The 12,829-nt window shown below is 33.4% G+C and carries 10 protein-coding genes; 5 read left to right on the top strand and 5 right to left on the bottom strand.

The window, feature by feature from the left end; genetic code table 11:
• Positions 1-275: 275 nt before the first annotated feature.
• Complete coding sequence (locus AC1DY0_RS14785; RefSeq protein ID WP_477189352.1) at positions 276-1,190, top strand: phospholipase A; 915 nt, start codon at positions 276-278, stop codon at positions 1,188-1,190.
• 138 nt (positions 1,191-1,328) lie between these two features.
• Here the strand turns inward: AC1DY0_RS14785 and prfB are convergent.
• Positions 1,329-2,427, bottom strand: a protein-coding gene (prfB, locus tag AC1DY0_RS14790; protein WP_477189353.1) for a peptide chain release factor 2 whose coding sequence is annotated in 2 segments (ribosomal slippage) — positions 1,329-2,363 and positions 2,365-2,427 — 1,098 coding nt in all. Because the reading frame shifts where the segments join, the coding sequence is not laid out codon by codon here.
• Between the two features lie 175 nt (positions 2,428-2,602).
• Here prfB and AC1DY0_RS14795 point away from each other — a divergent pair.
• Positions 2,603-3,628 (top strand): threonine aldolase family protein, encoded by a 1,026-nt coding sequence (locus AC1DY0_RS14795; RefSeq protein ID WP_477189354.1) that lies wholly within the window; start codon positions 2,603-2,605, stop codon positions 3,626-3,628.
• 76 nt (positions 3,629-3,704) lie between these two features.
• Here the strand turns inward: AC1DY0_RS14795 and AC1DY0_RS14800 are convergent, their stop codons facing one another.
• On the bottom strand, positions 3,705-4,025 hold the full coding sequence (locus AC1DY0_RS14800; protein WP_477189355.1) for a YbaB/EbfC family nucleoid-associated protein: 321 nt from the start codon (positions 4,023-4,025) through the stop codon (positions 3,705-3,707).
• Between the two features lie 139 nt (positions 4,026-4,164).
• On the opposite strand from AC1DY0_RS14800, the gene AC1DY0_RS14805 reads away from it, so the two are divergent.
• The 3 genes from AC1DY0_RS14805 (at position 4,165) to AC1DY0_RS14815 (ending at position 8,630) form a co-directional block, all read left to right on the top strand.
• Complete coding sequence (locus tag AC1DY0_RS14805) at positions 4,165-6,225, top strand: S9 family peptidase (RefSeq protein ID WP_477189356.1); 2,061 nt, start codon at positions 4,165-4,167, stop codon at positions 6,223-6,225.
• Between the two features lie 73 nt (positions 6,226-6,298).
• A complete protein-coding gene (gene capA, locus AC1DY0_RS14810; protein WP_477189357.1) occupies positions 6,299-7,339 on the top strand; it encodes a cysteate synthase in 1,041 nt (346 codons plus the stop codon).
• A 340-nt stretch (positions 7,340-7,679) separates the two neighbouring features.
• Entirely contained in the window at positions 7,680-8,630 is a 951-nt protein-coding gene (locus AC1DY0_RS14815) for a LamG domain-containing protein (RefSeq protein ID WP_477189358.1), read from the top strand.
• A gap of 77 nt (positions 8,631-8,707) precedes the next feature.
• Here AC1DY0_RS14815 and AC1DY0_RS14820 read toward each other — a convergent pair whose 3' ends face one another.
• The 3 genes from AC1DY0_RS14820 to gcvT all read right to left on the bottom strand — a co-directional run bounded on the left by AC1DY0_RS14820 (position 8,708) and on the right by gcvT (position 12,641).
• Complete coding sequence (locus tag AC1DY0_RS14820; protein ID WP_326402420.1) at positions 8,708-9,418, bottom strand: YebC/PmpR family DNA-binding transcriptional regulator; 711 nt, start codon at positions 9,416-9,418, stop codon at positions 8,708-8,710.
• A 97-nt stretch (positions 9,419-9,515) separates the two neighbouring features.
• Positions 9,516-11,552 carry a S41 family peptidase gene (locus tag AC1DY0_RS14825; RefSeq protein ID WP_477189359.1) on the bottom strand — a complete coding sequence of 679 codons (2,037 nt, stop codon included), beginning with the start codon at positions 11,550-11,552 and terminating at the stop codon, positions 9,516-9,518.
• A 6-nt stretch (positions 11,553-11,558) separates the two neighbouring features.
• Positions 11,559-12,641, bottom strand: coding sequence for a glycine cleavage system aminomethyltransferase GcvT (gene gcvT, locus AC1DY0_RS14830; RefSeq protein ID WP_477189360.1), 1,083 nt, complete (start codon positions 12,639-12,641; stop codon positions 11,559-11,561).
• Positions 12,642-12,829 lie beyond the last annotated feature (188 nt).

The raw sequence follows: 12,829 nt of genomic DNA on the forward strand, positions 1-12,829 counted from the left end.
GTTTGATGCCTAACAAATTTAAATAATTTGTTTTTGAAATAGCGCTTTTGGATGTTATATATTGTACTTGTATTGTGTTATTTATCAGTTTCTTTAGCGATATCGTTTTAGCGATAATTATTATAAAAGCAGAATGTGAATTTTTAAATGATTCTTAATTGTTTTTTGTGAAATATAAACATCATAAATTAAAATGTGAATTATATAAGTTTTAAAATTAAATGTATAATAGTCTATTTTTATTGAGAATCTAACTTTGGATAAAATTCAAAGCCGTGATATCACCTATAAAAGCATCTACATTATTACTTTTTTTTCTTTTTTTTGTTTTTTCTTCAAATGCTCAAGTTCAAGCATTGTTTAATGATAAAGTTGAACTCAAAACAATGGTTGCCCGTTGGGAATTAGATTCAACTGCGGCAAGAGGAACTTTCTTGGTTACTCCCTACAAAGCAATTTATGTTTTGCCTTTTGTGTGGACCAGTAATCCAAATGAACAACCTCATTCGGGAAATCCATCACCAGAATATATCCCGCCAGCGAAGGTTGACTATGATGTTGTCGAAATGAAATTTCAGTTGAGTTTTAAAACTAAAATTTTGCAGGGCTTTTTATGGGGACATGCCGATTTATGGGTGGCTTATACCCAAATATCGCATTGGCAAATATATAATACAGAACTATCACGCCCATTTAGGGAAATTAATTACGAACCAGAAATCATTCTTAATTTTCCAGTTAAGTTTAAAGTTTTAGGATTTAAAACTAGAATGGTTGGAGTTTCATTTGATCATGAATCGAATGGAAAAAGTTATCCCAATACCAGAAGTTGGAATAGAGTCATTTTGATGACAGGTTTCGAACGGAAAAATTGGAATATTTATATCAGACCTTGGTATGTGATTCCAGAATCAAAAAGTGATAATCCTGATATTTCAAGTTATATAGGTAATGCCGATGTGAACATTATTTATACAAAAAATAAAAGTGTTCTTACTTTTATAGGAAGTCATAATTTTAATTTTGACGGAAATATGAGAGGGAGTTCTACTTTTTCTTGGGCTTATCCTATAAAAGGAAATCTGAGAGGCTATTTACAGGTTTCTCATGGTTATGGAAATTCACTGATTGATTATAATCACGATCAAACTACAGTAGGTGTTGGCGTTTCATTGATTGAATGGCAGTAGACTGTGATTTTTAGGTTAAGAAAGTATGTCACAAACGATACAACAAGATTGGTTTTATTATATATTCAAAAAGAAAATGCCTTTCAAAAAAATATTTGAAAGGCATTTTTGTATGCATTATTTATTGAAAATTATAGGTTATTCTTCTTCGCGCTGTCCCATCATCATCAGGTAAGCTTTTAGGAATCCGTCAATGTTTCCATTCATTACACTGTCAACGTCGCTGGTTTCTTGTCCGGTGCGAACGTCTTTTACGAGTTTATAGGGTTGCATCACGTAATTGCGTATTTGTGATCCCCATTCGATTTTCATTTTTCCGGCTTCAATATCGCTGCGTTGCTCTTGTTGTTTTTTTAGCTCAATTTCATATAATTGAGAACGCAACATTTGCATGGCTCGGGTTCTGTTGTCGTGTTGTGAACGCGTTTCTGAACACTGAATCTGAATTCCGGTTGGCTTGTGGGTCAATTGTACTTTGGTTTCTACCTTGTTTACATTTTGACCTCCTGCACCACTGGAACGGGCAGTTACGATTTCGATATCGGCTGGGTTGATTTCTATTTCAATAGTATCATCAACAAGCGGATAAACGTAAACCGAAGCAAATGAAGTATGTCTTTTTGCATTACTGTCAAAAGGAGAAATACGCACCAAACGGTGTACTCCATTTTCGCCTTTTAGGTATCCAAAAGAATAATCGCCTTCAATTTCCAGAGTCACGGTTTTTATTCCAGCAGCATCGCCTTTTTGAAAATTCAGTTCTCGAATTTTGTATCCTTCTTTTTCAGCCCACATCATGTACATACGCATGAGCATTTCGGCCCAATCGCAACTTTCAGTACCACCGGCTCCGGCTGTAATTTGAAGCACGGCACTCAAAGAATCACCTTCTTCCGAAAGCATATTTTTGAATTCTATAGCTTCAATATGAGCTTGAGTTACGTTGTACTGATCGTCTAATTCTTCGGGAGTTAGCTCTCCTTCTTTGTAGAAATCATAGGCAAGTTGCAACTCGTCTGTCATTTCAACAGCTTTGTTGTAATCTTCTATCCATTTCTTTTTTCCTCGAAGGTTCTTTACAATAATTTCAGCTTCTTTGGCGTTGTTCCAAAAGTCTGGTGCAAAGGTTTTCTCTTCTTCGTTGGCAATTTCGATAAGCTTGGCATCAACGTCAAAGATACCTCCTCAACGCACCAAGGCGTTCCACAATACCTTTTATTTGTTCGGTAGTTGTCATAAATTATAGTAGTTTTGTGTCGAAAATTATTGGGTTAGCAGTATTAGCCCTGATAGCAGTGGAAATCCTTTTCTATTTTTTCTTTAAAAATAGAAAAGATTGCAACGAATAGCAGGAATAGCTCCTAATAATTTTACTAGTTTTGAATGCAAAAATAGGATATAGTTTTTAGATTATGGAAATAAATTTGATTAGCGATACGATTACCAAACCATCGGTGGAAATGTTGCAATACATGTTTAACGCTCAAGTGGGGGATGATGTGTACAAGCAAGATCCAACTGTTATTGCGCTTGAAGCGAGATTGGCGGGGATGTTTGGTATGGAGGCGGGGCTTTTTTTTCCGTCAGGAACTATGGCAAATCAAACGGCAATTAAATTACATACTCAGCCTGGAGAGCAATTAATTGCCGATAAATATGCCCATGTGTATCATTATGAAGGAGGAGGAGTTTCGTTTAACAGTGGAGTTTCGTGTTGTTTACTGGATGGAGATCGTGGAATGATTACAGCCGAACAAGTGGCTGGAGCAATAAATGATCCTGAGTTTTACCATAGCCCGTTGACGAGTTTGGTGTGTGTGGAAAACACGACGAATAAAGGAGGAGGGGCTTGTTATGACTTGGAAGAATTAAAGAAAATAAAAGCGGTTTGTGATGCCAATAATTTAAAATTCCATTTAGATGGTGCCCGAATTTGGAATGCCGTGGTAGCCAAAAAGCAGCATCCGAGAGAATTTGGAGCGTTGTTTGATACGATTTCGGTTTGTTTGTCCAAAGGATTGGGAGCGCCAATTGGTTCAGTTCTTTTATCTGATAAAGCGACTATTCACAGGGCATTGCGTATCCGAAAAATATTAGGTGGCGGTATGCGTCAAGTAGGATATTTGGCAGCTGCAGGGAATTTTGCTTTAGATCACAATATTGCAAAATTGGTTGATGATCACAGAAGAGCCAGAGAAATTGCAGAAGTGTTGTCACGCCAACTTTGGATAGGTAAAATTGAACCAGTAGAAACTAATATTCTGATTTTTGCGCTTCGTGCGGGATTGAATGAAAAAGTATTTATTGAAAAATTGAAAGAGAAAAATATTCTAATTAGTGCTTTGGGACATGGGAAACTCCGAATCGTGACGCATCTTGACTACAAAGAAGTGATGCATACTTATGTTTTGGAAACGTTGCAGAAGATTGTTCTTTAAAAAGTTTCAAGTTCCAGGTTTCAAGTTTCACGTACGGAACTTGAAACTTGAAACCTGGAACTTGAAACAAAATATTTTATTTAAACATATCTTCCATTCCTGGAATCATTGGCATGTCCATTTTGGTAACTGCATCGAGTTCGGTTTGGTTTACGCTGGATGCTTTTTCAATCGCTTTATTCAAAACTAAAATCAAGTAATCTTCCAGTTGCTCTTTGTCTTCCAATAGCGAATCGTCGATGGTTATTGATTTAATTTTGGTATTGGCGGTCAAAGTGACTTTCAATAAGTTGTCGTTACTTTGTTCGTCAATTAGTACGGTGTCTAAACGTTTTTTAGTATCTTCGATTTTTTGTTGGGTTTCTCTAAGTTTACCCATCATTCCCATTAAATCCATTTTGGTGATTTTTAAATTATTGAAAAACAAAATTACTGAATTTGATATTCAAAAACGTTAAATAAGATAAAAAACGAATTCTATTTAAAATCGCTTTGTGTTATTTTTGCCTTTTAAATACTAAAACCACTCGCAAACAATGCCTGAAAATAGTTTACCTCCTGTAGCTAAAGTTATCCCTAAGAAATTAAAGAAATTTGGTGAAGTCAGAATCGATAATTATTTTTGGTTAAACGACAGAGAAAACCCTGAAGTTATTGATTATTTGAATCAAGAAAATGCCTATTATCAAGAAAAAACGGCACATACCAAAGATTTTCAAACAGCACTTTTTGAAGAAATGAAAGGTAGAATTAAGGAAGATGATCAGTCAGTTCCTTATTTATACAATGGGTATTATTATATTACCCGTTATGAAAAAGGGCAAGATTACCCAATTTATTCCCGGAAAAAAGAAAGCCTTTCGGCAAAGGAAGAAATACTCTTCAATTGCAATGAAATGGCTAAAGATAAGCCTTATTTTCAATTGGGAGCTTTAAGTATTAGTCCTGATAATAAATTGGTTCTCTTTAGTTATGATGTCGTTGGGAGAAGAATTTATACTATTCAGATAAAGAATCTGGAAACGAACGAAATTTTAGAGGATAAAATTGAGAATGTTACCGGAAGCGCTGTTTGGGCGAATGACAATAAAACTATATTTTACTCCGATCAAGACGATGTTACGTTGCGTTCGGATAAGATTTTTAAACATAAATTAGGCGCTAAACAAACCGAGGATGTATTGGTTTATTTTGAAGAAGACGAAACTTTCAATGTAGAAATTGCAAAGTCTAAGTCACAAAAATATTTGGCTATCGAATCGGATAGTACTTTGACTAGCGAATACCAAATTCTGGATGCCGATAATCCTGATGGAGAATTTAAGGTTTTCCAAAAAAGGGTTCGAGGAATGGAATATAGTATTAATCATTATGGGGATAGTTTTTATATTATGACCAATAAGGATAAAGCAGAGAATTTCAAACTGATGAAAACTTCTGTAAATAAGACTTCTAAAGCTAATTGGGAAGAAGTCATAGCACACAGAGAGGATGTTTTGTTGGAAGATATTGAAATATTCAAAGACTTTTTAGTGGTTGAAGAACGTGAAAATGGTTTGAATAAAATTAGAATCATGCCTTGGAGTGGAGAAGGGGAGTATTACCTTCCTTTTGAAAGTGAAACATATACCGCTTATGCGACTTCAAATGTAGATTTTGATACCGATATATTGCGTTATGGATACCAGTCGATGACAACACCTTCTTCCGTTATTGATTTCAATATGAAAACAAAAACCAAGGAAGTCAAAAAAGAGCAAGAAGTACTTGGCGGAAAATTTGATAAAAATAATTATACCGAAGAGCGGGTTTGGGCAACTGCAGAAGATGGGGTTAAAATTCCTATTTCTATGGTTTATCGAAAAGGTTTGAAGAAGGATGGTAATAATCCATTGCTTCAATATGCTTATGGTTCTTATGGGCATTCTATGGATGCTACTTTTTCGTCAACTCGACTGACTTTATTGGATAGAGGTTTTATTTTTGCCATCGCACACATACGTGGTGGGGAAGATTTGGGTAGGCAATGGTATGAAGATGGTAAATTATTGAAAAAGAAAAATACATTTACTGATTTTATAGATTGTTCCAAATTTTTAATAGCCAAAAAATATACTTCTCCACAACATCTATATGCCGAAGGTGGTTCAGCAGGCGGTTTATTGATGGGAGTTGTTGTAAATAGCGCTCCTGAATTATACAATGGAATTATTGCACAAGTCGCTTTTGTGGACGTTATAACTACTATGCTCGATAATAGTATTCCACTTACAACGGGAGAATATGATGAATGGGGTAATCCGAATGTTCGAAAGTACTATGATTACATGTTGTCTTATTCTCCGTATGATAATGTATTGCCACAAAAATACCCAAATATGTATGTTTCAACTGGACTACATGATTCTCAGGTACAGTACTGGGAGCCAGCCAAATGGGTTGCTAAATTACGTGCTTTAAAAACAGATAATAACGTCTTGTTTTTGGATACAAATATGGATGCAGGTCATGGTGGAGCGTCTGGTCGCTTTGAAGCCATTAAGGAATTGGCAAAAGAGTATAGTTTTTTATTAGATTTAGAGAAAATTGAAATCTAATTAGATTTTTTTTGTTAGATTTGCATCATATCGGGGTGAATTAAAAAAATGCTCTCAGATAAACTATTTTTTTATGAAAGAAGAAATAAATGCTTATAATAATGTTTTAGAGTTAATAGGTAATACTCCACTTATTAAACTAAACAGTGTAACCGAGAATTTAAAGGGAAATTTCTATGCAAAAGTAGAATCCTTTAATCCGGGACACTCATCGAAAGATAGAATAGCTTTATATATCATCGAAGAAGCAGAAAAAAGAGGTATTTTGTCTCCAGGTGATACCATTATTGAAACAACTTCTGGTAATACAGGATTTAGCTTAGCAATGGTAAGCATCATAAAAGGGTACAATTGTATTCTTGCGGTGAGTTCAAAATCTTCAAAAGATAAGATTGATATGTTAAGGAGTTTGGGTGCCAAAGTATATGTTTGCCCGGCACACGTTTCCGCAGACGATGATCGATCGTATTATAATGTAGCTAAACGCTTGCATGAAGAAACAAAAGGATCCGTTTATATTAATCAATATTTTAATCAATTAAATATTGATGCGCATTATAAGTCGACTGGCCCGGAAATTTGGAAACAAACTAATGGTAGAATCACTCATCTTGTAGCTTGTAGTGGAACTGGAGGAACAATTTCTGGGACGGCTAAATATCTAAAAGAACAAAATCCTAATGTTAAAATACTTGGTGTTGATGCTTTTGGTTCTGTTTTAAAGAAATACCACGAGACTAAAGAATTTGATAATGATGAAATCTATCCTTATCGAATAGAAGGATTGGGGAAAAATTTAATCCCATCAGCTACAGATTTTGATATTATAGATAAATTTATCAAAGTATCTGACGAAGAAAGTGCTCACTCTGCAAGAGAGATTACCAGAAAAGAAGGATTGTTTGTAGGTTATACTTCAGGGGCTGTAATGCAGGCAATCAAACAATATGCCGAAGAAGGAGAGTTTGATGAAAACAGTAATGTTGTTGCTATCTTTCCTGATCATGGTTCTCGCTATATGAGTAAAGTGTTTAGTGATGAATGGATGAATGATCAAGGATTTTTTGATAGTATTAATGAAGAAGAAGTTCAGAAAGTTGAATTTATAAAATAAAATTTAACTTTTTTAAATATAAAACTCCAGTTCTAAACTGGAGTTTTTTTTGTGCCTAAAAATTGGATGATAGAGAGTTAGATTGATATTTTTTTTACTGTTATCTTAAATTTATATTAAATCAATGAATAAAATGATATGAGTTTGTTGTTTTTGTGTTGATAATGTTGTTTTTGTTGGGAATATCAAGGTAATTGTTGTTTTTTATTGATTTTAGTGGATTTGACGAGTATTTTAGCTCTTAGTCGGAATATTTAGGTGTAGGTATTATCTAGCCTTAACTTTGATATTAATAAATGAGGCTATGTTATTTATTATGTAAATTTAAAACCAGCAACTTATGAAAAAAATATTACTCTTTACTGTTGTGTTTGTATTTACTTTTTTAACTAATGCTCAAACATCAATTCAAGAATTTAATTTTGACGGCACCCTTAGTAATTTGAATAATGATATTTCATTTACGGGTGATATTAAATTTGTAAATGATCGAACAGGGACTGCCAATAGTGCTATTAGGGTCGCTAACAGCGTTATTGAAATGACCGCACTTAATTTACCTGCTGCTAATTCATCAAGAACGGTTTCAATTTGGGTTAAATATAATGATATTTCAAAAGTAAATTATATTTGGGGCTATGGATCTTCTTACAATGCAGGCTATTTTGGTTTGTTGCAGCAAAGTGCAACTACTTCAAAATCGGATTTAAATCTTACTGGATGCGGAGCAGCAAATGATGTAATTGTAACCACTACTATTGCTCAAAACACATGGTATAATTATGTAGTTACTTATGATGGACTTACATCAAAGATTTATAGAAATGGTAAGTTGATAAAAGCTTCAATAAGTCCAAAAAAAATGACTTCCGGTATCGTTTTTGCCATTGGAAGGATTGGAAAAACAGTAAGTATCAATGCTGATATTGATGATTTAAAAATATATGATGTTGTTTTGTCTGGCGATGAAGTAGCAAGATTGTATAATACTTCAGTTTTAGCACCAAATGATTTTGCAGTAGTGAATACGTCTAATAAAGATGGACAAATAGGGGCAGAGAGGTCTGTTAAAACAAGTAATAAGGTCTATGAGAAACCAGAGTTAGTATTGTCTAGTCCTATTGAAACAACGGTAATTAAATCTTCTGAAATCTATTCTAAACAAGGGCAAAAAGTGTTTTCAGGCAATAAAAATCAGATTGATATTACTACTCTTCCTGAAGGTACTTATTTGTTGAAAGTTACTAATTCAACTCAAAATTCAAATACGCAAAAGTTGACGGTTAAATAAATATTTTGTTTTTTAGTAAATTAAAAAGGCTAAACTTTTAAGTTTAGCCTTTTTAACTATTTATGTATCAGAAAGAATTACTCTTCCATTGTATGATAAACGTTCATCACGTCATCATCTTCTTCCATTTTTTCAATTAATTTTTCAACATCGGCCATTTCAGCTTCGGTTAATTTTTTAGTAATTTGTGGAATTCTCTCAAAACCAGAAGATAATATTTCTAATTTTCTGCTCTCTAATTCTTTTTGAATTGTTCCAAAACTACCAAAAGGAGCGTAAATTAAAATTCCATCTTCATCTTCAAAAACTTCTTCTGCTCCAAAATCAATTAGTTCTAATTCTAATTCTTCTGGATCAATACCTTCTTTCGGGATTCTAAAGTTACAAGTATGGTCAAACATGAATTCTACAGATCCTTGAGTTCCCATAGTTCCATTGCATTTGTTGAAATAACTTCTAACGTTTGCAACAGTTCTATTGTTATTATCAGTAGCAGTCTCAATTAAAAGTGCAATTCCGTGTGGAGCGTAACCTTCAAATAATACTTCTTTATAGTTGGCAGTATCCTTATCGGTTGCTTTTTTGATAGCGCGTTCGACATTATCTTTAGGCATGTTGGCTGCCTTGGCATTTTGAATAACGGCTCTTAATCTTGAATTGGCTTCAGGATTTGGGCCACCTTCTTTTACTGCCATTACAATATCTTTACCAATTCTGGTAAAGGCTTTGGCCATTGCTGACCAACGTTTCATTTTTCTACCTTTTCGGAACTCAAATGCTCTTCCCATTTCTTATTGTTATTTTGAACCGCAAAAATACAGCTATTCCTTATTTTTCCAAAAGCCTATTGGAAATCTTTTGCAAATAGTGTGTAATTAGTTCGTTTTATTTAGTTTTTAATGTTTTATAATCAGCTATAATGGCTATTGCTTCATTGAGATAGTGATTGGATTTTAGATTATCGAGTTGCATTTTGTTATACTCGATAAGTGAAGGGTAAATTTCAAGCAATGATTTGTTGTATTCTGAATTGGATACATTTAAATTCAAATCATCAGTTTTGAAATTACTGATTTCTTCGGATAGACTGTTAATATTATTTTGGTTCTCAAAAACTGCTTCCAAGGTCATTGGAATTTCAAACTTGGATTTCTTTATAACATCATCAATTTTTGAATTGAGATCAATAATGGAATTAAAATACGAATCTTGAGCAACTCTGTTTCTGCTTTTTTGAGCAAGAGATTCAATTAATTCATTGCTTACATAAGGTGTAAAACGAATTCTTGATTTTAAACTTTCATTTTTCAAAGCTGTTGGAAATCCGCTTTCTTTTTGAAAAACATCTTGATAGATGGTTGGAATTTGTACATCTGGTATAACTCCAACGGCCTGATGACTTTTCCCAGTGATTCTGTAAAATTTACTAATGGTTAGTTTTACAAAATGTTGGTCGTCATTTTTTTCTAAAGGAACAATAGTCTGCATAGTAGCTTTTCCTAAAGTAGTACTTCCTATCAAAAGAGCCCTGTTGTAATCTTGCATTATTGAGGCAAAAAACTCACTTGCTGAGGCTGAATTACCATTAATTATAATAATAATTGGGCCTTTGTAAATAACGCCTCTATATGGATCGTTTATCACGGATAATTCTTTTTTATTATCAACCACTATGGATATTGGTCCATAATCAATGAATAAACCGGCTAATTTTACGGCTTCTTCCATAGAGCCACCTCCATTGTCATTCAAATCAAGAACCAATCCTTTGATATTGTCTTTCATTAATTTAATGGTTTCCTTGGCTACATCTTGAGCACAACCCTTACTGTTTCCTCCTTCAAAATTAGAGTAGAAACTAGGTATTTTTATATAACCTATTTTAATGTCTTTGTCGATTATAAAACTGTATACTGTGTTTTCTTCATCTTTTAAAACTTGTTTTTCAATGTATACCTTGAAACTTTTTCCTGAATTTCGTTTAACTGTTAACGTTATATTGGTATTCAGTTCCGATGACATTAAAGTAGCAATGGATTCTAAAGAGGAACAGGAAACTTCTAGTGTCTCTTTTTGATTGGATACTGCAATAATTTGATCTCCTTTTTTGATTTTTCCAGTTCTAAAAGCGGGTCCATTTGGATCAATTTCGTCTACAACAATTTCGTTTTTATCATTTAGACTAACGTCTAATCCCAATGAAAGTCTTTCTTTTGATAAAGTCGACACAAAACTGGATTTGGTGTCGTTGCTGAAATAATTAGTGTGAGGGTCAAAATAACTACAAAAAATATTAAAAAGATTGTCTTCAAATGATTTATCATCAGAAAGTAAAGCATTTATTTTGCAAAGTTCATTTTCGATAATACTCTTTTTCGAGACATGACTCATCGAATTGAAATTGAGTTTCAATGAATCTAAATTTTTACTTTTTTCAGAGATATCATTGAATACTTCAAACCTGATTTTTTTATTTAAGGCTTTTTCAACGTCATTCTCTTTTAGATAGAAATTAAAGTTTTTTTGTTTGAATCGAATGGTGTCTTTTATATTGAAATCAATAGTTTCTCGGTTGAGTTTTTCAAAAATAGATTTATTTCTCAGTAGTGATTTTTTATACTCACTTTTTATATCCGTAATAAAATAACAATCTTTCTTCAAGATGAAATTGTCTAGGTTTAGTCTGTATTTCTTGGATAATGTATCTACTTGTGATTTCAAAAAAATGTTTCTTGAAGGATCCAATTCATTAAAAAATTCATCAAAAAGATAAGCCGATAAACTGTCGTTTACCGGCTTTGGACTAAAATGCTCTTGTTGGAGCAATTTATTTATTTTGAATAAAATGTCACAACTTGTATCACTATTTTGTGCAAATAGAGAGAATGTAGAAAACAGAAATACAAATGTGATTTTTTTCATAAATACTTATTTTTTATAAAAAGGGAGCTTTACCACTTTGGCAGGGACATCATTTTTTCTGATTCGGATATAAATATCACTATCAACTGTACTATTGGCTGTTGTAACATAACCCAAACCAATTCCTTTGTTCATAGAAGGAGACATAGTTCCAGATGTTACAATTCCAATTACAGCTCCAGAACCATCAACTATTTCATAGTCATGTCTTGGTACTGAACGCTCTTGCATTTCGAAAGCTACTAATTTTTTGGTTACACCTTCTTCTTTTTGCTTTTTTAAATTATCAGAATTAGTGAATTCTTTGTTGAATTTGGTAATCCATCCTAAACCAGCTTCTAGAGGTGATGTTGTATCGTTGATATCGTTACCGTATAAACAGAATCCCATTTCCAATCGCAAAGTGTCTCTTGCTGCCAAACCAATAGGTTTAATATCATAAGCAGCTCCAGCCTCAAAAACTTTGTTCCAAATTGTTTCAACTTGGTCGTTCTTGCAATAGATTTCAAATCCACCAGAACCTGTATAACCAGTTGCCGAGATGATAACATTAGGGAAACCTGCAAAATCAGCTACTTCAAAATGGTAATAAGAAATGGCTGATAAATCTATAGACGATAAAGATTGCATCGCCTCAACCGCTTTTGGTCCTTGAATCGCCAATAAAGAATAATCATCTGATAGATTCTTCATTTCTACTCCCAAATCATTGTGAGCCGAAATCCAATCCCAATCTTTTTCAATATTAGAAGCATTTACAACCAATAAATATTGTTCTTCTTTCATTTTATAGATAATCAAATCATCTACAATTCCGCCTTCATTATTAGGTAAACAGGAATATTGGGCTCTTCCAATAGTCAAAGTCGCAGCATCATTTGAGGTTACTTTTTGAATCAAAGCCAAAGCATTTGGTCCCGAAAGGATAAATTCACCCATGTGCGACACATCAAAAACACCTACTGCATTTCGAACCGTTTCGTGTTCAGCATTTACCCCTTCATAAAGAATAGGCATATTGTATCCAGCAAACGGTAGCATTTTCGCTCCCAAACCCTCATGTATGTGCGTTAAAGCAGTATTTTTCATTGTTTTTTTTATATAATTATTAAAGTGCTAATTTATAGTTTTTATTTTGCGTGGCAAAGCCTATAAACGTTGAAATACTTTACATTCTATAAAGCGTCATTAATAATCGATAATGTACGGATTGTATGTTTGTTAGTGCGTAACTCCACAGTTGGAAATTGCAGTCGTTCCTCCTTGATTTTTAGATG

It is taken from the genome of Flavobacterium sp. P1_E4 (assembly GCF_056405915.1).